The sequence below is a fragment of the Acidovorax sp. genome (assembly GCF_016783915.1).
Classification (GTDB): Bacteria; Pseudomonadota; Gammaproteobacteria; order Burkholderiales; family Burkholderiaceae_C; genus Acidovorax.
Genome location: NZ_JADHVT010000014.1, coordinates 35,583 through 58,521, shown reverse-complemented (window position 1 = coordinate 58,521; position 22,939 = coordinate 35,583). Strand labels below are relative to the sequence as shown.

Below are 22,939 nucleotides of genomic sequence, written 5' to 3'. Positions count from 1 at the left end.
CTTCTACAATCACCGCAGGTTGCATTCGTCGCTGGGCTACCTCAGCCCGATGCAGTACGAACAACGCTGGTACGAGGCACAGCGTAAAAAGGCCGCGTGAATCGTGGGTTAAGAACTACACGAAACAGGGGCAAGGTCATTCCACCGCCGCGGCCAAGATGCTCATGGCCAGCGGTAGCAAATTCCTGTGGCTGGGGGTCATGGGCGCTTTCATGCTCGTGGGCTGGCTGGCATCGCACCTGGCAGACAACTCGGACAACCCCCAGACGCAGCTGATGGGCCTGGGCCTCTACGTACTGGCGGAAGGGCTCATCTTTGCCCCGATGTTCGGCATTGCCCAGCTGCTGGTGCCCGGCGCCATTGGCGCTGCCGCCTTCATCACGCTGCTGCTGGTGGCGGCGCTCACCTGGACGGCGTTCAGCAGCAAGACCGACTTTTCGTTCCTGGGCGGCATCCTGAAGGTGGCTGGCCTGGTGGCGCTGGGCACCATCATTGCGGGCGCCATCTTCGGCTTCAAGCTGGGCATCTGGTTCTCAGGGCTCATGGTGCTGTTTGCGGGCGCCTGTGTGCTGTACGACACCTCGCGCATCATCCACGACTACCCCGCAGACCGCCCCGCTGGTGCGGCGCTGCACCTGTTTGCGTCGATTGCGCTCATGCTCTGGTATGTGCTGCGCATCCTGATCAGCCTGGCCACGAACGACGACTGACACGCCGGGGCACTCCCCGACACCAAAAAGCCGGAGCGACCACCGCTCCGGCTTTTTTGCATTTTCAGGAGGAATCTGAAAAGAAATCAGGCGCTAGCGCTTGATTTGAATACCCTGATAGCTATCAATTTTCTAGCAATCAACGTGCAGCGGCCGTCTGCACGGCTGGCGCACCGCTGGTTTGCTGCGGCAACCCTTCCACCGCTGCAATCACGCCGCCCCCCAGGCACACCTCACCGTCGTACAGCACCGCACTCTGCCCAGGCGTCACGGCCCATTGGGCCTCTGGGAACTGCAGCGCAAAGCCATCAGGCACGGCCTCCAGCGCGCAAGCGGCGTCCTGCTGGCGGTAGCGTGTCTTGGCAGCGTACGCGCCGGGCGCAGGTGCATGGCCAGCGCACCAGCTCACGTCCTGCGCCTGCAGGCGATGCGACAGCAGCCAAGGGTGATCGTGCCCCTGCACCACCCGCAGCGTGTTCTTTTCCAGGTCCTTGCGGGCCACGAACCAGGGCTCGTGCGCGCCGCCACCGCGCTGGGCGCCTTTTTCCTTCACGCCCCCAATGCCCAGGCCCTGGCGCTGGCCCAGCGTGTAGAAACTCAGGCCCACATGCTGGCCCAGCTTGCGTCCCCGGTCGTCCAGAATGGGCCCGGGCGCATGGCTGATGTAGCGGTTGAGAAACTCGCGGAACGGCCGCTCACCGATGAAGCAGATGCCGGTGGAATCCTTCTTCTTGGCATTGGGCAGGCCGATCTCCTCGGCAATGCGGCGCACCTCGGTCTTGTGCAACTCGCCCACGGGGAACAGGGTCTTGGACAGCTGCGCCTGGTTCAGGCGGTGCAGAAAGTAGCTCTGGTCCTTGCTCGGGTCCAGGCCCTTGAGCAGTTCGTGCAGGCCCGTGGCCAGGTTGTGCCGCACGCGGGCATAGTGGCCGGTGGCGATCTTTTCGGCACCCAGGCGCATCGCGTGGTCCAGGAAGGCCTTGAACTTGATCTCGGCGTTGCACAGCACATCGGGGTTGGGAGTGCGGCCGGCCTGGTACTCGCGCAGGAACTCGGCAAACACCCGGTCCTTGTAGTCGGCCGCGAAGTTCACATGCTCGATCTCGATGCCGATCACATCGGCCACAGCGGCTGCATCCACGAAGTCGATGTTGGACGAGCAGTACTCGCTGTCGTCATCGTCTTCCCAGTTTTTCATGAAGATGCCGACCACCTCATGGCCCTGCTTTTTGAGCAGGTAGGCGGTCACGGCCGAGTCCACGCCGCCGGAAAGGCCGACGACAACGCGCTGTTTGGTAGGGGAAGTCATTGCCCCGATTGTATTTTTGATGCCGCCGGAGCACTGCGCGGGCGCGCAGAACGCGTAGCCACCAGCAGGTCATACAGCTGCTGCGCGGCAGGCGACAGGGTTTTGCCTCGGCGCTTGATCAGCCCCATCTGCCGCGTGACGATGGGCTCCACCAGCGGAATGCTGACCAGCGTGGGGTGGTCCTTGCCCGGCATCGCCAGGCTGGGCACAGCCGCCACGCCCAGGCCCGCCTCCACCAGGCCGAGCAGCGTGGTCACATGCTTGGCCTCGTACAGGCACTGGGGGCGGTCGGGCACATTGGCCAGCGCCAGATCCATGAGCAGGCGGTTGCCCGAGGTCTTGCCCACCGACATGAAGTCGTGCTGGCCCAGCTCGGCCCAGCTCACCTTCTTGCGCCGCGCCAGCACATGGTCGCGCCGACAGGCGGCTACGAAGCGCTCGGCCAGCACGGGCTTGAACTCGATCTCGGCCTCCTGGCTGCCGATGAAATTGAGGCCAAAGTCCGCATCGCCCTGCGCGACGGCCACCAGCACCTCGTTGGCGCTGGCGTCGTGCACCTTGACGCGGATTTTCGGGAACCGCTCGTGGTAACGCTTGACCACCTGCGGCAGAAAGTAATACACGGCCGATGGCACGCAGGCAATCGTGACCTCGCCCATGCGGCGTGCGGCCACGTCGCCCAGGCCCATGAGCATGCCGTCCAGATCGTCCAGCCACACGCGGGTCTTGCGTGCAAAGTCGCGGCCCACGGCCGTGAGCGTGACGCGGCGCGTGGTGCGGTCGAGCAGGCGCACACCCAGCGCTTCTTCCAGCTTGTCGATGCGACGGCTGAACGCCGGCTGCGACAGGTGGATGGCCTCGGCAGCGGCACGAAAGCTCTGCAGCTCGGCCACGGCAGCAAAGGCCTGGATGTCGGCAAGGTCGAACTTGTTGTTCATCGGGCGTCCTCAATGTGCGATTCGGGGTGTTTGCAGCGTTGCAATCCGTGCATCAAACGATCAGAACATTGCAATTCACGGCCGTGATTGGAGCATGTACAAGCCGCCTGGGCCTATTGCACAGCATGCATCAATCGTTGCCAACAATGCAATTCACAGATCAGCGAAGGCGTCGCACCATGCCGACCCATGAGCACCAACATTCCTTGCGTTCTGATGCGCGGCGGCACCTCCCGGGGGCCGTTCTTCCTGGCCGACTGGCTGCCACGCGACCCGGAGGCCCGCGACCGCACGCTGATTGCAGCCCTGGGATCACCCCATGAGCTGCAGATCGACGGCCTGGGCGGCGGCAACTCCCTGACCAGCAAGGTCGCCATCGTCTCGCGCTCCACGCAGCCCGACTGCGATGTGGACTATCTGTTTGCCCAGGTCAGCGTGCAGGAAGCCCGCGTGGACACGCGGCCCAACTGCGGCAACATGCTGGCCGGTGTGGGGCCCTTTGCCATCGAGCAGGGGCTGGTCCCCGCAGACCGCGAAGGCCAGACCACCACCGTGCGTGTCTACAACGTCAACACCCGCTCCCGCATCGACGTGCAGGTGTGCACAGCAGGCGGCCAGGTGCACTACGACGGTGATGTGCGCATTGACGGCGTGCAGGGCACGGCAGCCCCCGTGCTGATGAACTTCCTGGACGCCTGGGGCGCCGTCACCGGGCAGATCTTTCCCACCGGCCAGCGCATCGACACCATTCAGGGCCTGGATGTCACCTGCATCGACGCAGCGCAGGTGATGGTGCTGGTGCGCGCCACCGACCTGGGCCTGCGCGGCGACGAGACACCCGCCGAGCTGGACGCCAGCACCGCCTTGCTCACCCGCATCGAGGCCCTGCGCCTCGAAGCAGGCCAGCGCATGGGCATGGGCGATGTGACACACAGCGTGCTGCCCAAGCCGGTGATCGTGTCACCGGGCGCACAACCGGGCAGCGTGGTGTCGCGCTACTTCACCCCCCACCAGTGCCACCGCTCGCATGCGGTGACCGGCGCGATTGGCGTCGCGGCGGCCTCGGTACTGCCGGGCACCGTGGCCACCGACGACCGGCATGCACCCGCCGCCGGGCTGCGCCGCGTGGAAGTGCAGCACCCGGCAGGCCGCATCCAGGTGGAGGTGGAACTCAGCGAGGTGGATGGCCAGTTCAAGCTGATGCAGGCCGCGCTGGTACGCACCGCCCGAAAGATCCTGGAAGGCACGCTGTTCGTTCCCGAAACCGCCCCCACGCACTGAGCGCTCTTCAGGGCGCCGCTTGCGCAGCGCCCTTCCAACGATTTCAACCATTACGACAGGAGACAAACCATGACCCGTTCCATTCACTCCACCACGCGCCGCACGGCGCTGGCCACGGCTGCGCTAGCGCTCGCGTCCAGCGCCTTCTGGGCCGCCGGCACCGCCCACGCCGCCTACCCCGACAAACCCATCACCCTGGTCGTGCCCACCGCCGCGGGTGGCGGCAACGACGGCATGGCACGCGTGGTGGCGATCAAGCTCTCCACCCTGCTGGGCCAGCAGGTCATCGTGGAAAACAAGGCCGGGGCCAATGGCGCCATTGCGGCCGAATATGTGGCGCGCGCCGCGCCGGACGGGCACACCATTTTGTTCGGCTACATCGGCACCCACGGCATGAGCCCCGCGCTGCAGAAGCTGCGCTACGACCCCATCACGCAGTTCGAGCCCATCGGCATGGTGAGCTACTCGCCCACGCTGATGGTGGTGAACCCCAAGGTGCCGGCCAAGACGGTGAGCGAACTGGTGGCGCTGAGCAAGGCCAAACCCCACGACTTCAACTACGCATCGGCCGGCAACGGCACGGCCCCACACTTCTCGGCGGAAATCTTCAAGCTCGAAAGTGGCGCCCAGATGGCCCATGTGCCCTACCGGGGCGCAGCCCCCGCCATGAACGACACCATGGCCGGGCAGACGCAGGTGATGTTCCCCAGCCTGTTCTCGGCCTACCCCCACGTCAAGAGCGGCAAGCTGCGCGCCTTGGCGCTGGCCGGGCCCAAGCGCTCGTCGCTGCTGCCCGATGTGCCCACGCTGGAGGAGGCGGGTATCAAGGGTGTGGAGATCACCCAGTGGTACGCCCTGTTCGCACCCGGCAAGACACCCCGCCCGGTGATCGACCTGCTCAACAAGACCCTCAACACCGCACTGGCCGACAAGGACGTGGTGCGCCGCATCGAGGAGCAAGGCGCGGTGGTGGACACCAGCACGCCCGAGCAACTGGCTCTGACGGTGAAGCAGGAACTCGCCAAGTGGAAGGGTGTGGTGGTCAAGGCCCAGCTCACACCCGATTGAGCCCCTGCGAAGACGGCTCGGGGAGGCAGACGGGCGCCACCGCCCCTGCGCGGCACGCCCACATTTCAACAAGAGGAGACACAGATGAGAACAAGGATGGCAGCGGCCTGCGCTGCATTGATCGGCCACGGCGCGATGGCACAAGGCACTGATGTGACGCTGTACGGCGTGGTGGACCTGGGCCTGCGCAACGGCAGCGGCCTCACCGCATCCAACGCGCCCACGGCCGGCTCCAGCCGCAGCCTGGGCAGTGGCATCCACACCACCAGCCGCTGGGGCCTGCGGGGCAGTGAAGACCTGGGCGGCGGCGCCAAGGCGCTGTTCAACCTGGAGAGCGGCCTCAACGCCGACACGGGTGCACCAGCCAACGCCACCAAATACTTCGACCGCGCATCCTGGGTGGGCCTGCAGGGCGGCTGGGGCACGCTGGCTCTGGGCCGCCAGACCACAACGCTGGCTGACGCCATCTCGCCCGTGGACCCGCTGGCCATGCGCTTTGCCAGCTTCAACCCCAACATCGGCGTGACGGCGCTGAGCCAGCATGGCCTGGGCATCGAATACGGCAGCGCAGGCGCCAACTCGGGCTCGTACCGGCTGGACAATTCGCTCAAGTACACGGGCCGCTTCGGCAGCTTCACGGCACGCGCCATGTGGGGCATTGGCGAAGTCGCATCGCAGGCCTCGGCACTGTCATCACGCGGCGTGGGCCTGGCCTGGGCTGCGGATGGCTTCGTGGTATCCGGCGCCTACCAGAGCTTCAACGACACCAACAAGCGCTCACTGGACGGCACCACGCTGGGCGCCGCCTACCAGTGGGGCAGTGTGCGCCTGGCCGCCAATGCAGGCCGCAACAAGGCCGAGACCGCCGCCAACCGCTTCACCGTGCAGCGCGTGCTGTCAGCCGGCGGCACCTGGGCGGCCACCCCGTGGGTGGACCTCACAGCGGCCTACTACAAGGTGGACCGCTCACGCACCGGCGCGGCCGACGACGGCTACGGCCGCCTGGTGGCGTTTGCCGAGTACAAGCTATCGCGCCGCACCAAGGTGTATGCCGAGCTGGACAACACCCGCTGGCGCGACGGCTTCCAGGGTGCAGCCAACAAAGCGACCGCCACAGGCATTTCCGCAGGCGTTGTGCATACCTTCTGACGCGAACCACCGGGCGCAATCGCACCGGTACTGGTGGGACTGTGCGACCATCGCCCCATGGAGTTGCGTCAGCTTCGTTACTTTGTCCGCGTGGTCGAGCTTGGCTCCATGGGCCGGGCCGCGCTCGACTTGGAGATGGTTCAGTCCGCCCTGAGCCAGCAGATCAGCCGGCTGGAAGGCGAGCTGAGCACCCGGTTGCTGCAGCGCACCAGCAAGGGCACCGTGCCCACCGAGGCCGGGCTGGCCTTTTTCCGCGAGGCGCAACTCACCCTGCGCCATGCCGACCAGGCAGCGCGCGTGGCGCGGCAAGCCCGTCTTTCGGGCACCGTGACCGTTGGCCTGGCGCCCACCACCGCATCGGTTCTGGGCTTACCGCTGATGCGGGCGATGCGCGAACGCTACCCGGATGTGCGGCTGCACATGGTCGAAAGCCTGTCGGGCCACCTCTCCAACATGCTCAACGCCCGCCAGCTGGATCTGGCCGTGCTGTTCGACACCCAGCCCGCCCGCCGCTGGAGCGTGCTGCCGCTGCTGGAGGAGCGCCTGTTCCTCATCCGCAGCGCCCATCGCGGCACCAGCAGCTTGCCTGCGCGGCTACCCCGGCGCCTGCACCTGGCCAAGCTGAAGGACGAGCCGCTGATTCTGCCCACGGGCCCCCACGGACTGCGTAGCCGCATCGATGCCGCCTTTGCCACGGCCAAGGTGGCACCTCACGTGGCGATGGAGATCGATTCGCTGGCCATGCTGATGGACGCCGTGAACGAGGGTCTGGGCAGCACCTTGCAACCTTGGGCGGCCGTGGGGCGCTATCCCGACGCCGCTACGCGCTTTGGCCTCGCCGAACTGGCTGACGCGCCCGCAAGCCGGCCTGCCGCACTGTGCAGCCTGTCCGACGACGAGCTTTCACCTGCCGCGCTGGCCACACGCGTGGTTCTGGCGGATTGCACACGCACTTTGGTGCAGTCGGGCGCGTGGACAGGCGCCACGCTCGCGCGCCCCCTGTAGTACCCGTTCAACACGGCGCCAAGCCATCACGATCCGTGATGGCCCCTTGCGCATTCGGGCCTGCCCACGCCGGGGCGAAATTCCTACAGTGGTGTCCAAACCCATGAACGAAAGCTCCCGGTGCCCCTCCATCCCACTCCATCGGTCCACGCGCCGCCCAGCATTGATGTGCTCGTCATCGGCGGCGGCAACGCCGCCCTGTGCGCGGCCCTGATGGCGCGCGAGGCAGGCGCCAGCGTGCTGCTGCTCGAATCGGCCCCGCGCGCCTGGCGCGGCGGCAATTCGGCCCACACCCGCAACCTGCGATGCATGCACGATGCGCCGCAGGACGTACTGGTCGATGCCTACCCCGAAGAGGAGTTCTGGCAGGACCTGCTCAAGGTGACCGGCGGGCTGACCAACGAGCACCTGGCGCGCCTGGTGATTCGTGAGTCGAGCACCTGCCGGCCCTGGATGCGCCGCCATGGCGTGCACTTTCAGCCAGCGCTGGCGGGCACGCTGCACGTGGCGCGCACCAATGCGTTCTTCATGGGCGGTGGCAAGGCGCTGGTCAATGCGTACTACCGCAGCGCGGAGCAGCTGGGCGTGCAGATCCGCTACGAAGCGCCCGTGGACCGCATCGAGATGGACGGCAGCCGCTTCATCGCCGCGCTCCTGGCCAATGGCGAGCGCATCACCGCCAAAAGCTGCGTGCTGGCCGCAGGCGGCTTTGAATCGAACCGCGAGTGGCTGCGCGAGGCCTGGGGCCAGAACGAGCGCGGCGAGTGGCCTGCCGACAACTTCCTGATCCGCGGCACAGCCTACAACAAGGGCGTGTTGCTCAAACACCTGCTCGACGACCATGGCGCCGACCGCATTGGCGACCCCACGCAGGCCCACATGGTGGCCATCGACGCGCGCGCACCACTGTACGACGGCGGCATCTGCACGCGCATCGACTGCGTGTCCCTGGGCGTGGTGGTCAACCGCGATGGCGAGCGCTTTTACGACGAGGGCGAAGACTTCTGGCCCAAGCGCTACGCCATCTGGGGCCGCCTGGTGGCGCAGCAGCCGGGGCAGATTGGCTACTCGATCATCGACAGCAAGGCCATTGGCCGCTTCATGCCGCCCGTGTTCCCGGGCGTGAAGGCAGACTCGCTGCCCGAGCTGGCGCAAAAGCTGGGGCTGCCAGTGGACACCTTCACCCGCACGCTCGATGCCTACAACGCCGCCTGCCGCGTGGGCCAGTTCGACCACACCACGCTGGACGACTGCCACACCGAAGGCGTGGCGCCCGCCAAGACGCACTGGGCCCGGCCCATCGACACCGGGCCGTTCTACGGCTATGCGCTCAAGCCCGGCGTCACCTTCACGTACCTCGGCCTGCACACCGACGACACGGCCGCCGTGCGCTTCAACAACCAGCCCAGCCCCAACCTGTTTGTGGCGGGCGAAATGATGGCCGGCAACGTGCTGGGCAAGGGCTACACCGCCGGCGTGGGCATGAGCATTGGCACCGCGTTTGGCCGCATTGCGGGCACGCAGGCAGCTTTGGCATCCAAACGGCCGGTAGCGCTAGCCAAACATGCCTCAAACGCTACAAAACAAGGAGCAAACCATGCAAACGCTTGAGGCCCTGACGCGCGACGCCCGGGCGCTGGCGAATGGCGGCATTGTGCTGTCCGCCCCCGAGGCCGAAGTGGCGCGCCAGCTGCAGATCTGCAACGCCTGCCGCTATTGCGAAGGCTTTTGCGCGGTGTTCCCGGCCATGACGCGGCGGCTGGAGTTCGGCAAGGCCGACATCCACTTCATCGCCAACCTGTGCCACAACTGCGGCGCCTGCCTGCACGCCTGCCAGTACGCGCCGCCGCACGAGTTTGCGGTGAACATTCCGCAGGCCATGGCCCAGGTGCGCGGCCAGACCTATGCCGACTACGCCTGGCCGCCCGCACTGGGCCAGCTGTACCAGCGCAACGGCTTGACCCTGGCCCTGGCACTGGTGGCCGGGCTCACGCTGTTCCTGTTGCTGGCCGTGGTACTGCATGGGCAGGGCATCGCCGCGCTGTGGCAGGCCCCCGTGGGCGGCTTCTACGGCATCTTCCCGCACAACCTGCTGGTGGGCCTGTTTGCGCCCGTGTTCCTGTTCGCCGTGCTGGCGCTGGTCCTGGGCGTGCGCCGCTTCTGGCGCGACGTGACGCCCGCTACCAGCGGCGCGCCGCTGAGCGGGCCTGCCACGGCAGAGGCCACCGATGCCGTGCTGCGCCTCAAATACCTGGACGGTGGCCACGGCGACGGTTGCCACAACGAGGACGATGCCTACACCCTCTCGCGCAGGCGCATGCACCACCTCACGTTCTACGGCTTCATGCTGTGCTTTGCGGCCACCAGCGTGGCCACGCTGTACCACTACCTTCTGGGCATGCCTGCACCGTACGACCTGCCCAGTTTTCCGAAGCTGCTGGGCGGCGTGGGCGGCATCAGTATGGCCATCGGCACCGCAGGCCTGTGGCGGCTGAACCTGCGGCGCCACCCCCAGCATGGCGATGCGGCACAAAAGCCCATGGACCGCGCCTTCATTGCGCTGCTGTTCCTTACCGCCACCAGCGGCCTGGCCTTGTGGGCGGCACGCGGCAGCGCGGCCCTGCCGCTGCTGCTGTGCCTGCACCTGGGCGCGGTGATGGCGCTGTTTGCCACCATGCCCTACGGCAAGTTTGCGCACGGCATCTTCCGCACCGCATCGCTGCTGCGCCATGCGGTGGAGAAGCGCCAGCCCAACCCCATTGGCCTGGGCGCGGACTGACCCACTGACACCACACAACCCACGATGAAGGAGACACCATGAAAAAACGCACCCTCTTGATGAGAGCGCTGGCTCTGGCCGCCGCTACCGCGACGCTGGCTGGCACAGCACACGCGCAGGACTTCCCGCCCAAAAAGCCCGTCACTCTGGTCGTGGGCTTTGCCGCAGGCGGCGCGGCCGATGCGGCGGCACGGCTCATCGCCAAGAAGCTGGGCGAGAACATCGGCCAGTCGGTGGTGGTGGACAACAAGGGCGGAGCAGGCGGCAACATCGCGCACCAGTTTGTGGCCAATGCGCCCGCCGATGGCTCGGTGCTGCTGCTCGGATCGGTGGGACCGCTCACCATTGCCCCGCACCTGATGAAGGTGGCCTACGACCCCTTCAAGGACCTGGCCGCCGTGTCGGGCGGGGTGAACTTTCCGAACGTACTGGTGGTGCACAAGGGCGCGGGCGTGAAGACGCTGGCCGAGTTTGTGCAGCTGTCCAAGAAGAAGCCTGGCAGCGTGGACTTTGCCTCCACCGGCGCGGGCTCGGCATCGCACCTCGCGGGCGAACTGTTCAACCAGCGCGCGGGTATCGACATGACGCATGTGCCGTACAAGGGGGGCGCACCTGCGCTGCAGGACCTGCTGGGCGAGCGCGTGACCTCCTACTTTGCCGCGCCCCCCACGGCGCTGCCGCATGTGGAGACCGGCAAGCTGATCCCGCTGGCCACCACCGGCCTCACGCGGCCAGCCTATCTGCCCAATATCCCCACCGTGGCGGAGTCGGGTTTTCCGGGCTTTGAGGCGCTCAACTGGTATGCCTTTGTGGCGCCGGGCAAAACACCCGTGGCGCTGCTGGAGCGCTGGAACCAGGAGATCGTCAAGGTGCTCAACGATGCAGGCGTGAAAGAGGCGCTGAACAAGCATGGCCTCACACCCCAGCCCACCACGCGCGCCGAGCTGACGGCCTTCATGAAGAAGGAATCGACCCAGTGGGCCACCATCATCAAGGAGCGCAAGCTGACGGCAGACTGATGGGAAAGGGCAACGGGCGCAGCAGCAACGGCCGCCAGCCATCCTCGTTTTCCCGGAGGCCGTCACACAGCCGACACCCGCCGCATCGTCCTGTGGGCAACACTGTCACAAACCCCCCAGGAGTCCTGTTGATGCACACCCGCATTTCCTCCCTTTTGACCGTGTTGCTCGGCGCCTTTGCGGTCGCACCCGCTCTGGCCCAGCCCACCCCCGCCGCCAACTACGACGCACCCGAAACCTGGCTGTGCCGCCCCGGCCGCGCCGACCTGTGCAGCACTGAGCAGGCCGTCACCACACTGGCTGCCGACGGCCAACGCACGGTGCAGGTGATCAAGCCGCAGGCCGATGCGCCCATCGACTGCTTTTACGTGTACCCGACGATCTCGCAGGACCCCAACCCGCACAGCACGCTGCAACCCGGCCCGGGCGAGCAGCGGGCGGTGGCGCAGCAGTTCGCCCCCTTTGCCTCGGTGTGCCGTCCGTTTGCGCCCATGTACCGGCAGATCACGCTGGCGGGGCTGCGCGCGGCCATGTCGGGCAACCCGGCCGGTGTGAACCCGGAAATGGCCATCGAAGATGTGCGCGCTGCGTGGCGGCACTACCTGGCCAACGACAACAAAGGCCGGGGCGTGGTGCTGGTGGGGCATTCCCAGGGCAGCCGCATGCTGCTGGAGCTGCTCAAGCGCGATGTGGATGGCCAGCCGGTGCAGCAGCGCCTGGTGTCGGCCCTGCTGATCGGCTTCAACGTGATGGTCCCTGCAGGTGCGGACACCGGGGGATCGCTGCCCACGCTGCCCCTGTGCCGCACAGGAGCGCAAACCGGTTGTGTGGTGACGTACGCCACGTTCCGCGAGTCATCACCGCCGCCCGCGAACTCCCGCTTTGGCCGCAGCAACGCGGCGGGCGCCGAGGTGGCCTGCACGGACCCGGTGCGCCTGAGCGGCCAGCCGCTGCGCAGCATGCTGACCCGCGAGGCCAACCTGCTGGGGCAACCCGTGCTGCGTGCGGAATGGGCGCAGGGCCTGGAGGGCGTGACCACCCCGTTTGTGAACCTGCCCGGCCTGATGCGTGCAGCGTGTGTAAAGGACGGCGCCGCGCACTACCTGGCGCTGGGTATGGACGGGAACGGGCGTGGCAGCCTGCCTCGGGACGTGCCGGGCGATATCGTGGTCAATGACCGTACTCTGGACGATTGGGGCCTGCATCTGATCGATATGAATGTGGTGATGGGCAACCTGCTGGACTTGGTGCGCCAGCAGGGCGGTGCCTGGAAAGCCAAGGCGAATTAGCGCCTGTTCACACAGGGCGGTGCGCCGCGCCCCGTGCGGCACCAAGGCCTATCGCGCGGTCACGCCGTCCGGCTCGGTCACCGAGATGTCGGTGTGCACCAGCGTCAGCGGAAACCGCTGGCCCGCCAGGTAGTCCTCCAGGCCGCGCAGCAGCAGCGGGCTGCGGTGGCGCTCGGGGCAGGCGCGGATCTCGTCGGGCGTGAGCCACAGCGTGCGCACGATGCCGGTATCGAGCGTGCGCCAGTCGTGGTGTGTGCCCAGCGTGCCCGCGAACGCAAAGCGCAGGTAGGTGATGTCGTCGCCGGTGCGCGTCTTGGTGAAGCGGTTGAGGTACACACCGATCAGCGCCGTGGGCTCGAAGTCGTGGGCGGTCTCTTCCAGCACCTCGCGGGCGCAGGCCTGGATGGGGGACTCGCCCGGGTCCAGGTGGCCGGCAGGGTTGTTAAGCTTGAGGCCGTCGGTGGTTTCTTCCTCGACCAGCAGAAAGCGGCCATCGCGCTCGATGAGGGCGGCCACGGTGACGTTGGGTTTCCAGCGGTGGGGCATGGCGGGGATTATGACGAGGGCGGGTGACACTGCGCCTACAAAGCCTATAGCGCTCGCGCCAGGTACAGGGCACCTTCGCCGTAGGTGGCCAGGCGGGCCTGCTGGGTAGCGTCCTGCAGACGTTGCAGCACATAGCCTTGCCGCTGCCAGTACGCCTGCGAGCCCTGCACCGAGACCAGCGCGCTGTGCGGCAGCCCTTCAGCGCGGGCCTGCGCCCACAGCGGCTGCAGCAACGCGTGGGCCAGGCCCTGACCCGCGCGGGTGGGCAGCACGGCCATGTCGTGCAGGTACAGCGTGTCGGGCTGGGCCGCAGCCTCAAAGTCGCCATGCAGCGGAGTGACCTTGCCACGCACACTGCGGTAGGCCGCCAGGTAGGCGCACACCGTGCCGCCCTGCTCCAGCACCAGCGAGCAGTTGGCCGGGCTGGCGAGGCGGCGGGCGAACACCTCGCCACTCTCCACAAACCCCTCGCCATAGCAGGCCAGTTGCACAGCCAGCAGGTCGGCCAGATCGCTCAGCGCCAGCGGGCGCACCACCACGGACATGAGAGGGCTTGGTTTTGTTCAATCACTGCGGCAGCACGGGCGCCTGCACAAAGTCGTCCAGCGACAGGCCCTTTTCCTTGAGCAGCGCCTCCAGCACGGGCTGCAGGCGGCCCAGACTCTCTTGCACGGCCTCGCGCACGGTGTCCACCACCACCTGGGTGCTGCGCTCGATCTCGATGTTCAGGCGGTCGCCCACCTGCTTGTTCTCAAACACGGTGGCGCGGCGCGTTTCGGGAATCATCCAGATCTCGAACCAGCCCTCTTGCCGGTTCACCTCGGCCACCGTGAGGCTGGCGCCGTGGATGGCGATGTAGCCCTTGGCAAACACATAGCGGCGAAACGCCTCGGGCACGGCCACGCGCCACACCAGGTTGTTGTCGAACTCGCGCCGCTCGATCAGCGTGCCGGTGAAGTCCACATGGCCCGACAACGGGTGGCCGCCGATCTCGGCACCGTCCTTGGCAGCGCGCTCCACGTTCACGCGGTCGCCCTGCGCGTAGCTGCCCAGCGTGGTGATGTTCAGGCTCTGCAGCATCACGTCGAAGTTGGCCTGCGTGGGCGACAGGATCTCGGTGACCGTGAGGCACACGCCATCGGTGGCCACGCTGGCGCCGATGGTCAGGTCCTGGCAGAAGCCCTCGGGGAAATCGAGCGTGAAGGTGCGCAGGCCTGCGCGGTCGTGGATGGCGGCAATGCCTGCCGTGGCTTGGACGATGCCTGTGAACATGGTGGCGCGGCTTCCGGGTACGTTGGAACGGGAACCGGGAATTTTGCCACCTGCAGCATTCAAAGGTGTCCCAAGGGTCGGAGCCCCCACACACCGGTCTTTCCGGGACATCGCACCCGTCTGCAGCGCTCAAAACTGGCGCGCCCCCGGCCAGGGCAGCCGAGCAAGGGCCGCCCCGCAGCGAGGGCTGCGTCCCCCTGCCCGCGCGCAGCGCGAGAGCGGGGGGAAGACGCGAAGCGTCTCAGGGGGGTGCCCCTTACCTTGCCCGGAGCAACTCGCCCACTTCCAGCAGCACCAGCTCGTTGTCATCCGCCTTGTTGGGGTCGCGGCTGCTGCTGAAGGGCAGGTTGTTGTCGTTGCCCACCACGATGTGCGTGCTGTCCACGATGTCCACGTTCTCGATGGTGAAGAACGGGAAGGTGAGCACGCCATTGTTCAGAGGCTTCTTGGCCAGGCGCTGCGGGTCCTGGATGTTCATGAGATCGATGTAGCCCACCTTGCGGATTTCGCCGCCCACATTGGCGTCGCTCATTTCGACCTTGTAGACGCGCTTGAACTTGGCGAGGTCATGGAAGCAATCCGTGCGCTTTTGGTCTGCGGGGCAGGCCTTGTCGGTCGTGCCTTCGCCGTTGTCGCGCTCGATGATGAGGCCCGTGGTCTGGTCGATCATGTTGAAGTCGCCAATGGCGTGGTGATTGGCCTCCAGCACGTACTTCCAGTGGCGACCGGTCCATTGCTCGGTCTTCACGTCGAACTCCAGCACGCGCAGGTACTGCTTGCCGCCCACGTTTTCATACGCCTTGGCACCTTCGTTCCACAGCGCGCCCTCCAGCAGCGCATAGAGCTTGCTGCCGTCCTTGCTGGAAGCCATGCCTTCGTAACCCTTGGAGCGCTTGACTTCAAACGGCGTGGGCTTGGCGTCGGGCGCGCCGGGCATGAGCACGCCGGGCGCGTCGGGCGAGCGCACCACCTTGCCGTCCACCTGGGTCTCGAACACGGCCAGCACCTTGCCGTTCAGGTCTGCCTTGATCAGGAAGGGGCCAAATTCCTCCCCGATCCACAACGCGCCACCGGCGAACTGGAAGCTCTCGGGGTCGAAGTCAGCGCCCGTCAGGTAGCGCTTGTCGGTGCCTTCATGGGTGATGCGAAACGGCACTTTCTTGTCGGGGTCGTGCAGGAAGACGGTCTTGAGGCGGTTGAACTGGCCACTTTTGAAGTCCACGGTGTAGTGGCTCAGGTGCAGCATGAAGTCCGGCGAGTTGGCTTTGGAACCGGCACCGTTGTCGGTAAGGATCCAGAACGAGCCATCGGCCATGCGCTTGATGCCCGAGTGGCCCTGGATGGGCTGGCCCTGGAACGGTAGCGACACGCCGGTGTCGCGGCCACCCGACTGGCCCATCACGCTGCCCACGGCGTCCACCCGGCGGGGCGTGGTGAACTTGCCAGCGACCTGCAGGTCTTGTGGCGCATCCTTGGGCGCGGCAATCACCGTGAGGGCGGGCAAAACGGCGTGGCCAGCCAGCGTGGCCGGATAGGCTTGCTGGGCGATGGCGGGGGCGGCGGCGCACAGCAGTGCTGCGCAGGTGGCAATCAGGGAGAGTCGGGACATGGTGGTGGAGGTAAAGAGAGCCAAAACCGTGAACCATGCCGCCGCCATGTGACGCCGCCATGAAATGCGGGCCTCCACCGCGCCCACCCCGGCAATGCCGAATCGGACACAGGGCGGGACCTTTCGCCGCTGGCAGGGATCACACCCACCTCACCCCCACCCGCATCGCCTGCCTGCCCGCCGCCCATGGAAACCCTCTCTGCACTGCAATCCCTCGGCCTGGAACTGCCCAGCCCGGCCTACATCGTGGGGGCCATTGTGTTTGGCCTGATCGGCATGGCGGTGTACTGGCACGGCAAACGGGCGCAGCAGCGGCGCACGCGATGGTGGGGTGTGGCGTTGATGTTCTACCCCTATGTCGTCTCGGCCACCTGGCTGCTGTACGCCGTGGGCGTTGCGTTGTGCCTGGGGCTTTGGTGGGATGCGAAGCGCGGCTAGGGACCCTCTGCACGCATCGCCGCGGGGTCTCAACCGGCGGCGGCCACCAGGCCCGCGCCGTGCCCGCGCGTGAAGGCCTCTTCAAACACCGAGTACCCCGACCAGTCGGCATGCGCAAACGCCAGCCGTGCGGTGGTGGGCGTGGGCAGCCAGGCCGTGCGCTCACCATTTGATAGCACCTTGCGCATAAAAGATCTGCGCTCCAGGCCGATTTGGCTCAAAAACTGCTGCAAACCCGGTGTGGGGATGGACATGGCGTGCCCGTAGCGCGTGATGTCCACTCGGGTGGTGCGCTGGCGCAGGTCGGGGTGGGGCACCGCCAGGGCGGCCAGGGCCGCGTCGGCCCAGTGCTGCCAGGGCTGGGTGGCCAGCTGCTGGCGGCCGGCCGCCAGGTCGCCCAGCGCCTGGTAGTAGGTGAGTACCGTGGGGCCGGCCAGCATGGCGCGGGTGTCCAGGCGCTGGTGGCCAGCGTTCACATAGCCCAGGCCGCCCGCCGTGGGGTCGGCGTAGAGCACGTTGTCCCACGCGGGCGCAGCACCGGGGCGGTCGGTGAGCGGGCTGCGGATGTGGATGTTGGCCACCAGCCAGGGCGCCCACGACAGGCGCTGGGCCGCCCCGGTGAGAAAGGCGGGCGGGTTCTGCACAACGCGCGTCGCCATGAACACCGGCAGCGCCACGATGCAGCGCGGCGCTTGCCAGCGCTCCACGCTGTCGGTGGCGTGGTTGAACGCATCCACCTCCACGCCGTGGCGACCTTCGGTGATGCGCAGCACGCTGGTGCCTGTGCGCAGCTGGCCGCCGCCATGGGCCGTGTTGGCCAGCGGCTCGGCCAGGCGCTGGGTGATCCAGCCATTGCCCTCGGGCCAGGTGAGCACGCTTTCGCGGGCTTCGTCCACGGCCTCGCCAGGCGCATGAAAGCCATGGCGGCTGGCGAAGTAGTGGATGCCCGCCCAGGCCGAGACGCGGTCGGCCCCGGCGCCGTAGTCGTCGCGGCAGCAGTAGTCCAGGTACCAGCGCAGATGGGCATCGTCCAGCCCCTGCTGCGCCAGCCAGGCGGCAAACGTCATGGCGTCCAGCGCCTGCTGGCTGGGCGCCAGTGGTCGCTGGGCGGTCCACAGCTTGAGTGCGGGCATCGCAAACCGGGCGGCGCGGGCCTGTGCCTCCACGGCCTGGGCAAAGCGGCGGTACTGCGCCAGCGTGGCCTCGCCCACACCCTGCACGGGCAGCAGACCGTCCTGCCACTCGCCATCAAAGTACAGGCGCTCCTGCGGGCTGTGGCACAGGTGGCGTTCGTCGTACTGCCAGCGCCCGGACACGCGGCGGCGCAGGCCCAGTTCTTCGAGCAGGTCCTGCACCTCGCGCGCATCGTCGCCGGGTACGGGCAGGTAGTGCGCACCCTGCGGGCAGGCCATGCCCTTGACGGTAGTGCCCCGGCTGTTGCCGCCCGGGGTGTCTTCCAGCTCCAGCAGCGCAAAGTCCTGCACCCCCGCCAGGCGCAGCGCACGCGCCGCTGCCAGCCCGGCCACACCACCGCCGGCAATGATGACCTGCGCACGCCGCACGACGGCTGGCTCGGGCCAGGTGCCTGTGGCGAGCCAGTCACGCAGCTGATGGCCACGCGCCATGTCGATGCCGGTGAAGCCGCCCTCCAGCGGCGGCGTAGCGCGGTCGCACCCACCCAGGGCGGCTGCGGCCAGGGCGGCGGCGCCCGCCACAAACTGGCGGCGCTGCAGGGTCCATGCGGTCATGCGGTCACACCTCAATCGGCCCAGCGGGCGCGGATCTCCAGCAGCTGCGGCAGCAGCGGGGCAAACAGCGCCACCAGGGCCGGGTCAAAGTGTTTGCCGGCCTGCGCTGCAATGTGGTCCAGCGCCTCCTGCACGGGCCAGGGCTCCTTGTAGGGGCGGCGGGTGGTGAGCGCATCGAACACGTCGGCCACCGCCACAATGCGTGCCGACAGCGGAATGGCCTCGCCCGCCAGGCCGCGCGGGTAGCCGCTGCCGTCCCACTTTTCGTGGTGGGCCAGCGCAATCTCGCGGGCCAGCTGCAGCACGCCCGACGGGTGCTCGCCAATGATCTCGGCCCCGATCTCGGGATGGCGGCGCATGGTGTCCCACTCCTGGGCGTTCAGTGGGCCGGGCTTGCGCAGCACGGCGTCGGGGATACCGATCTTGCCCACGTCGTGCATGGGCGCGGCGTTGAGCAGGTCTTCGGCCCAGGCCGGGCTGTGGCCTGCGGCCAGCGCCAGCAGCTGGGCAAAGTGGCTCATGCGGATGACGTGCATGCCGGTTTCGTTGTCCTTGTACTCAGCCGCGCGGCCCAGGCGCTGCACGATCTGCAGGCGGGTTTCGCGCAGCTCGTCCAAACGCACCAGCGACAGGTGGGTGCGCACCCGCGCGCGCACCACGGGCGGGCTGACGGGCTTGGTGATGTAGTCCACCGCGCCCGCGTCAAACCCGGCGGTTTCGTCCTGGCTGTCGGTGAGGGCGGTGATGAAGATCACCGGGATGGAGGCCGTGGCAGCATTGGCCTTGAGCGCGCGGCACACGGCATAGCCGTCCAGGTTCGGCATCATGATGTCGAGCAGCACCAGGTCGGGCCGCTGCTCGCGCGCCACCTGCAGAGCACGCTCACCGTCGGTGGCAAACAGCAGGCGATAGTCGGCCTGCAGGATGTGGCGCAGCACCTGCAGGTTGGTGGGCTCATCGTCCACCAGCAACAGGCGGGGCCGCTGGTCAGGGGCCGGGGTCATGCGGGGTTCTCCAGGGGTTCGTCCAGCCAGTGCATGCGCAGTTGCTGCAGCTGCACCACGGCCTGGTCAAAGTCAAAGCGGTCGATGGCCTCTTGCAGCCGCTCGGTGGCGTCTGCGGGCAGCAGCTGCACCAGCACGTCCAGTGGCGGCTGGGCCAGCTCGGACTGTGCCAGGGCCTGCTGCAGCGCCTGGGCGGCAGCCTGTCCCTGCTGGCGTTGGTCCTGGGTCAGAGGCGGGTGCTGGCCCACGCCGGGAGCAGGCGCGGCGGCGGCCTCGGCCTCGTGGGCCAGGGCCTGCTGCACGGCCTGCAACGCGGCAGGCAAGGCTGCCACCAGCGGCTGCAGTGCCGTGCGGTCCAGGCTGTGGGCGGCTTCCTCGATGCGCTGTGCCAGCGTTTGCAACGGGCCCAGCGCCAGGTTGCCCGCAGCACCGCGCAGGCGGTGGGCCAGCGCGCGGGCGGCATCCATGTCGGGCTGCGTCACCATGGCCTGCAAGGTGGCTGGGGTGGCGGCATGGTCAGCCAGCAGGCGCGCCACGGCGTCGCGCAGCAGCGCACGCTGGCCCCACAGGCGGGTGCCACGCTCCCAGTCCACCGCGGCGATAGTGGTGTGGGGGGCCGGGGGCATGTCGGGGGAGCGCGTCAAGGTTTGCAGGCTGCTCCAGCCTGAAGTGGGGGCATCGGGCTGCAGGTGCAGCACGCGGGCGATCTCGCGGAACAGGCGGGCGGGCTCCAGCGGCTTGCTGGCAAAACCGTCCATGCCGGCAGCGCGTGCGTTGCGCCGGTCCTGCTCCAGCACACTGGCCGACAGAGCGATCACCGGCACCGGCTTGCGGCGCTGGGCCTGCTCGAACGCACGGATGCGGCGTGTGGCCTCCAGACCGTCCATGCCGGGCATCTGCAGGTCCATCAGCACCACATCAAAGCGCCCGCCTTCGTAGGCGGCGACAGCGCCCTCACCATCGCGCGCCACGGTGACCTGGTGGCGGCCCCGGTCCAGGTGGATCTGCAGCAGCTCGATGTTGGCCGGCACATCGTCCACCACCAGCATGCGCAGCGGTGGCAGCTGCACGGCCTGGCTGACGGTGGCCACCGCCGCCGTGGCCTGGCCCACAGGCAGCGGCACACACACCGTGAACGTGGTCCCCACGCCCAGCGTGCTGCGCACGCTGATGCTGCCGCCCATCAGCTCCACCAACTGGCGCGAGATGGTGGTGCCCAGGCCCGTGCCGCCAAACTGCCGGGTGGTGGAGGCGTCGGCCTGTGCGAAGGGGTCGAAGATGCGCTCCAGGTTCTGCGCGGCGATGCCGATGCCGGTGTCTTCCACCTCCATCACCAGCGTGCCGTCGTGGTAGTCCAGCCGCAGCAGCACGTGGCCGCGCTCGGTGAACTTGAGCGCGTTGCCCAGCAGGTTGAGCAGCACCTGCTGCAGGCGCAGCGCATCGCCCTGCAGATACGGCGGTACCCGTTCGTCTGTCACGCACTGCAGCGCGAGCCCCTTCTTGCCGGCGTGGATGCGCAGCGAGGCCAGGATCTGGTCGCACACCTCCTGCAGAGAGAAGTCGGCAATCTCCAGTTCCACTGCGCCTTTTTCCAGTTTGGCGGTGTCCAGGATGTCGTTGAGCAGGCGCAGCATGGAGCGCGCTGCATGCTGCACGGTGCCCAGGTGGCGACGCTGCTGCGCGTCCATGGGGGTGTCGAGCAGTGCCTCAGTGAAGCCGATGATGGCGTTCATGGGCGTGCGGATCTCGTGGCTCATGTTGGCCAGAAAGGTGCTGCGCGCCGCGGCGGCCTGCTCGGCGCGGTCCTTGGAGGCGCGCAGTTCTTGCTCCATGGTTCGGCGCTGGGTCAGGTCGGTCGCAAACTTCACGACCTTGAACGGCTGACCCATAGCGTCGAAGATGGGGTTGTAGGTGGCCTGGATCCAGATGCGCCGCCCGTCCTTGCCAAGGCGCAGGTACTCGCCGCCATCGAGCTGGCCGGAGCGCAGCTGCTCCCAGAACTGTGCATAGGCTTCGGTCTGCGCATAGGCCGGCTCGCAGAACATGCGGTGGTTCTGGCCCACGATCTCCTCGAGCCGGTAGCCCATGAGTTCACGGAAGTTGGCATTGGCATTGAGCACGTGGCCCTGCATGTCGAACTCCACCACCGCGAGCGCGCGATTGATGGCGCGCACCGTGCTTTCGAACTCGGCATTGCGCTCGCGAAAGAAGGTCATGTCCATGATGACGCCGTCGATCCACTGCACCTGCCCGTCATCGCCGGCCACAGGGCGCCCGCTTTCCGAAACCCATCGCAGGCGCCCACTGCGATCCCGCAGGCCAAACTCGACGTGGTAAGGGCGGTGCTCCTGAATGGCGGTGGAGACTTCCGTCCAGAGGCGATCCACTTCTTCAGGCAGCGTAAGCTGGGTGAAGTTGACGCGACCTTCCAGAAAATCCTGTGGCAACCAGCCCGTGAGAGCGGTCACCGCATCGCTGATGAACAGCATGGTCCAGTCGGCATCGTAGCGGCAGCGGAAGGTGACGCCCGGAATGTTGGCCATGAGTGAGCGCAGCCGTTGCTCACTGGCCTGGAGCTCCTGCTCCATGGCGCGGCGCTGGGTCAGGTCGCTGATGAAGCCCACAAACACCGGCGCGCCGTCAAGCGGCACGCGCCCCACGGAAATGCGAATGGGCACCGTGCTGCCGTCGGGCCGCTGGGCCAGCACCTCGCGGCTGTTTGCTCCAACGACGCTGCCGCCCTGGCCTTGCAGGTAGCGCTGCAGGTAGGTGTCGTGGCGGGAGCGGTCGGGCTCGGGCATGAGCATGGACACGTTCTGGCCCACCACTTGTTCGGGACGCCAGCCCAGGATGCGCTCGGCCGCCGCGTTGAAGGACTGCACGCGTCCCTGCGCATCAATCATCACCATGCCGTCCACAGCCGTGTCAGCAATGGCGCGCAGGCGGGACTCGCTCCGGCGCATCTGCAGGAACATCTGCCGGTAACGCAAGCCTGCGTTGATGGCGATCACTAGCAGCCCGATACCCGACGCCACTGCAGCGACGGCCAGCGCCAAGGGCGCGCCATCGGCCGCAGCCAGCAGTTCCAGCTCGTCGGGTGCGTCAATAAAACGCAAGGCCGCCATGCCGGTGTAGTGCATGCCCGCAATCGCCAGCCCCATGACGACACCCGCCACTGCATTGAGCCACCGGGCACGCCAGCGCACCACGCGCTCCAGCCCAAACCGCACCCACAGGGCCACGATGGCCAGCAATACGGCCACCAGCACCGAGGCGGCAAACCCCCAGGGGTCGTACCGCATGACAGGCGCCCACTGCGATGCCGCCATGCCGATGTAGTGCATGGCGCCAATGCCAGCGCCCACCAGCACCCCACCCACCACCAGGGCGGAGCGGCTGATCTCGCGGCGCATCAGCAAGCCCAGCGCCACCCACGACGCGCCCACGCTGGGCAGCAGGGACAGCACGGTGGTCCATGCATCAAACTGGCCACGCGAGCACACCGTGAAGGCCAGCATGCCGATAAAGTGCATGGACCAGATGCCGCCGCCCAGAGCCATTGCGCCCGACCCCCGGGCCATCTGGCGCATGAAGCGGGTGTCAGCACGCCGGGCCAGGCCCGCCATCTGCAGCGCCAGCACGGAGGCCAGCACCGCCATCCCCACCGACAGCGTCACCAGCCAGGGGTCGTGCTGCGCCCAAAGCAGCGGATAGGGCTGTGCGTCAGAAAGGAAAAAGAGGTCCAGCATCAGGGGCGCCCAGGGCGATCAGGTCA

At 67.4% G+C, this 22,939-nt stretch carries 20 protein-coding genes; 11 read left to right on the top strand and 9 right to left on the bottom strand.

The annotated features are described in order from the left end of the window. Positions 1–100 (top strand): IS3 family transposase (locus tag ISS20_RS23650; RefSeq protein ID WP_366827632.1); only part of this gene is annotated, 100 nt, incomplete at its 5' end. A gap of 64 nt (positions 101–164) precedes the next feature. Further along, positions 165–710 carry a Bax inhibitor-1 family protein gene (locus ISS20_RS05215; RefSeq protein WP_291434380.1) on the top strand — a complete coding sequence of 182 codons (546 nt, stop codon included), beginning with the start codon at positions 165–167 and terminating at the stop codon, positions 708–710. Between the two features lie 139 nt (positions 711–849). On the opposite strand, the gene mnmA is transcribed toward ISS20_RS05215, so the two are convergent. Both mnmA and ISS20_RS05205 read right to left on the bottom strand, forming a co-directional pair. Continuing rightward, positions 850–2,019, bottom strand: a complete 1,170-nt coding sequence (gene mnmA / locus ISS20_RS05210; RefSeq protein WP_291434378.1) for a tRNA 2-thiouridine(34) synthase MnmA — start codon at positions 2,017–2,019, stop codon at positions 850–852. Next, a complete protein-coding gene (locus tag ISS20_RS05205; RefSeq protein ID WP_056056686.1) occupies positions 2,016–2,957 on the bottom strand; it encodes a LysR family transcriptional regulator in 942 nt (313 codons plus the stop codon). Before ISS20_RS05205 ends, mnmA begins: the two co-directional genes overlap by 4 nt. A 189-nt stretch (positions 2,958–3,146) precedes the next feature. Between ISS20_RS05205 and ISS20_RS05200 the strand changes: the two genes are divergently transcribed. The 8 genes from ISS20_RS05200 to ISS20_RS05165 all read left to right on the top strand — a co-directional run bounded on the left by ISS20_RS05200 (position 3,147) and on the right by ISS20_RS05165 (position 12,547). After that, complete coding sequence (locus tag ISS20_RS05200; protein ID WP_291434375.1) at positions 3,147–4,238, top strand: 4-oxalomesaconate tautomerase; 1,092 nt, start codon at positions 3,147–3,149, stop codon at positions 4,236–4,238. Between the two features lie 69 nt (positions 4,239–4,307). Then, positions 4,308–5,306, top strand: coding sequence for a tripartite tricarboxylate transporter substrate binding protein (locus ISS20_RS05195; RefSeq protein WP_291434373.1), 999 nt, complete (start codon positions 4,308–4,310; stop codon positions 5,304–5,306). An 84-nt stretch (positions 5,307–5,390) separates the two neighbouring features. Next, positions 5,391–6,455: a porin gene (locus tag ISS20_RS05190; protein WP_291434371.1), complete on the top strand. Its 1,065-nt coding sequence runs from the start codon at positions 5,391–5,393 to the stop codon at positions 6,453–6,455. Positions 6,456–6,512: 57 nt separating this feature from the next. Beyond that, complete coding sequence (locus ISS20_RS05185; protein ID WP_291434369.1) at positions 6,513–7,460, top strand: LysR substrate-binding domain-containing protein; 948 nt, start codon at positions 6,513–6,515, stop codon at positions 7,458–7,460. 120 nt (positions 7,461–7,580) lie between these two features. After that, a complete protein-coding gene (tcuA, locus tag ISS20_RS05180; protein WP_291434367.1) occupies positions 7,581–9,071 on the top strand; it encodes an FAD-dependent tricarballylate dehydrogenase TcuA in 1,491 nt (496 codons plus the stop codon). Next, entirely contained in the window at positions 9,058–10,239 is a 1,182-nt protein-coding gene (gene tcuB / locus ISS20_RS05175; RefSeq protein ID WP_291434365.1) for a tricarballylate utilization 4Fe-4S protein TcuB, read from the top strand. Before tcuA ends, tcuB begins: the two co-directional genes overlap by 14 nt. Positions 10,240–10,277: 38 nt before the next feature. Next, entirely contained in the window at positions 10,278–11,258 is a 981-nt protein-coding gene (locus tag ISS20_RS05170; protein ID WP_291434363.1) for a tripartite tricarboxylate transporter substrate binding protein, read from the top strand. A 131-nt stretch (positions 11,259–11,389) separates the two neighbouring features. Further along, positions 11,390–12,547 carry a DUF3089 domain-containing protein gene (locus ISS20_RS05165; RefSeq protein WP_291434361.1) on the top strand — a complete coding sequence of 386 codons (1,158 nt, stop codon included), beginning with the start codon at positions 11,390–11,392 and terminating at the stop codon, positions 12,545–12,547. Between the two features lie 48 nt (positions 12,548–12,595). Here the strand turns inward: ISS20_RS05165 and ISS20_RS05160 are convergent, their stop codons facing one another. The 4 genes from ISS20_RS05160 to ISS20_RS05145 form a co-directional block, all read right to left on the bottom strand. Beyond that, positions 12,596–13,093 (bottom strand): NUDIX hydrolase, encoded by a 498-nt coding sequence (locus ISS20_RS05160; protein ID WP_291434359.1) that lies wholly within the window; start codon positions 13,091–13,093, stop codon positions 12,596–12,598. A gap of 44 nt (positions 13,094–13,137) precedes the next feature. Then, complete coding sequence (locus tag ISS20_RS05155; protein ID WP_291434357.1) at positions 13,138–13,638, bottom strand: GNAT family N-acetyltransferase; 501 nt, start codon at positions 13,636–13,638, stop codon at positions 13,138–13,140. A gap of 22 nt (positions 13,639–13,660) precedes the next feature. Continuing rightward, positions 13,661–14,365 (bottom strand): riboflavin synthase subunit alpha, encoded by a 705-nt coding sequence (locus ISS20_RS05150; RefSeq protein ID WP_291434355.1) that lies wholly within the window; start codon positions 14,363–14,365, stop codon positions 13,661–13,663. Between the two features lie 256 nt (positions 14,366–14,621). Beyond that, positions 14,622–15,974 (bottom strand): esterase-like activity of phytase family protein, encoded by a 1,353-nt coding sequence (locus ISS20_RS05145; RefSeq protein ID WP_291434353.1) that lies wholly within the window; start codon positions 15,972–15,974, stop codon positions 14,622–14,624. A 186-nt stretch (positions 15,975–16,160) separates the two neighbouring features. Here ISS20_RS05145 and ISS20_RS05140 point away from each other — a divergent pair, with 186 nt between their 5' ends. Continuing rightward, positions 16,161–16,412, top strand: a complete 252-nt coding sequence (locus ISS20_RS05140; RefSeq protein WP_291434351.1) for a hypothetical protein — start codon at positions 16,161–16,163, stop codon at positions 16,410–16,412. Between the two features lie 29 nt (positions 16,413–16,441). Here ISS20_RS05140 and ISS20_RS05135 read toward each other — a convergent pair whose 3' ends face one another. From ISS20_RS05135 to ISS20_RS05125, 3 genes are read right to left on the bottom strand one after another with little or no spacing between them, the layout of a single operon-like run. Beyond that, a complete protein-coding gene (locus ISS20_RS05135; RefSeq protein ID WP_291434349.1) occupies positions 16,442–18,160 on the bottom strand; it encodes an FAD/NAD(P)-binding protein in 1,719 nt (572 codons plus the stop codon). Between the two features lie 11 nt (positions 18,161–18,171). Then, complete coding sequence (locus ISS20_RS05130; RefSeq protein ID WP_291434347.1) at positions 18,172–19,164, bottom strand: two-component system response regulator; 993 nt, start codon at positions 19,162–19,164, stop codon at positions 18,172–18,174. Then, entirely contained in the window at positions 19,161–22,913 is a 3,753-nt protein-coding gene (locus ISS20_RS05125; protein ID WP_291434345.1) for a PAS domain S-box protein, read from the bottom strand. The genes ISS20_RS05130 and ISS20_RS05125 overlap by 4 nt, the downstream gene beginning before the upstream one ends. Between the last annotated feature and the right edge of the window lie 26 nt (positions 22,914–22,939).

Excerpts from the sequence above, each read along its gene's own strand:
- ISS20_RS05140 (WP_291434351.1), top strand. The coding sequence starts at position 16,161 with ATGGAAACCCTCTCTGCACTGCAATCCCTCGGCCTGGAACTGCCCAGC.
- ISS20_RS05165 (WP_291434361.1), top strand. The coding sequence starts at position 11,390 with ATGCACACCCGCATTTCCTCCCTTTTGACCGTGTTGCTCGGCGCCTTT.
- ISS20_RS05200 (WP_291434375.1), top strand. The coding sequence starts at position 3,147 with ATGAGCACCAACATTCCTTGCGTTCTGATGCGCGGCGGCACCTCCCGG.
- ISS20_RS05130 (WP_291434347.1), bottom strand. The coding sequence starts at position 19,164 with ATGACCCCGGCCCCTGACCAGCGGCCCCGCCTGTTGCTGGTGGACGAT.
- ISS20_RS05205 (WP_056056686.1), bottom strand. The coding sequence starts at position 2,957 with ATGAACAACAAGTTCGACCTTGCCGACATCCAGGCCTTTGCTGCCGTG.
- ISS20_RS05155 (WP_291434357.1), bottom strand. The coding sequence starts at position 13,638 with ATGTCCGTGGTGGTGCGCCCGCTGGCGCTGAGCGATCTGGCCGACCTG.
- ISS20_RS05145 (WP_291434353.1), bottom strand. The coding sequence starts at position 15,974 with ATGTCCCGACTCTCCCTGATTGCCACCTGCGCAGCACTGCTGTGCGCC.
- tcuB (WP_291434365.1), top strand. The coding sequence starts at position 9,058 with ATGCAAACGCTTGAGGCCCTGACGCGCGACGCCCGGGCGCTGGCGAAT.
- mnmA (WP_291434378.1), bottom strand. The coding sequence starts at position 2,019 with ATGACTTCCCCTACCAAACAGCGCGTTGTCGTCGGCCTTTCCGGCGGC.
- ISS20_RS05195 (WP_291434373.1), top strand. The coding sequence starts at position 4,308 with ATGACCCGTTCCATTCACTCCACCACGCGCCGCACGGCGCTGGCCACG.
- ISS20_RS05150 (WP_291434355.1), bottom strand. The coding sequence starts at position 14,365 with ATGTTCACAGGCATCGTCCAAGCCACGGCAGGCATTGCCGCCATCCAC.
- ISS20_RS05190 (WP_291434371.1), top strand. The coding sequence starts at position 5,391 with ATGAGAACAAGGATGGCAGCGGCCTGCGCTGCATTGATCGGCCACGGC.
- ISS20_RS05135 (WP_291434349.1), bottom strand. The coding sequence starts at position 18,160 with ATGACCGCATGGACCCTGCAGCGCCGCCAGTTTGTGGCGGGCGCCGCC.
- ISS20_RS05125 (WP_291434345.1), bottom strand. The coding sequence starts at position 22,913 with ATGCTGGACCTCTTTTTCCTTTCTGACGCACAGCCCTATCCGCTGCTT.
- ISS20_RS05170 (WP_291434363.1), top strand. The coding sequence starts at position 10,278 with ATGAAAAAACGCACCCTCTTGATGAGAGCGCTGGCTCTGGCCGCCGCT.
- ISS20_RS05185 (WP_291434369.1), top strand. The coding sequence starts at position 6,513 with ATGGAGTTGCGTCAGCTTCGTTACTTTGTCCGCGTGGTCGAGCTTGGC.
- ISS20_RS05215 (WP_291434380.1), top strand. The coding sequence starts at position 165 with ATGGCCAGCGGTAGCAAATTCCTGTGGCTGGGGGTCATGGGCGCTTTC.
- ISS20_RS05160 (WP_291434359.1), bottom strand. The coding sequence starts at position 13,093 with ATGCCCCACCGCTGGAAACCCAACGTCACCGTGGCCGCCCTCATCGAG.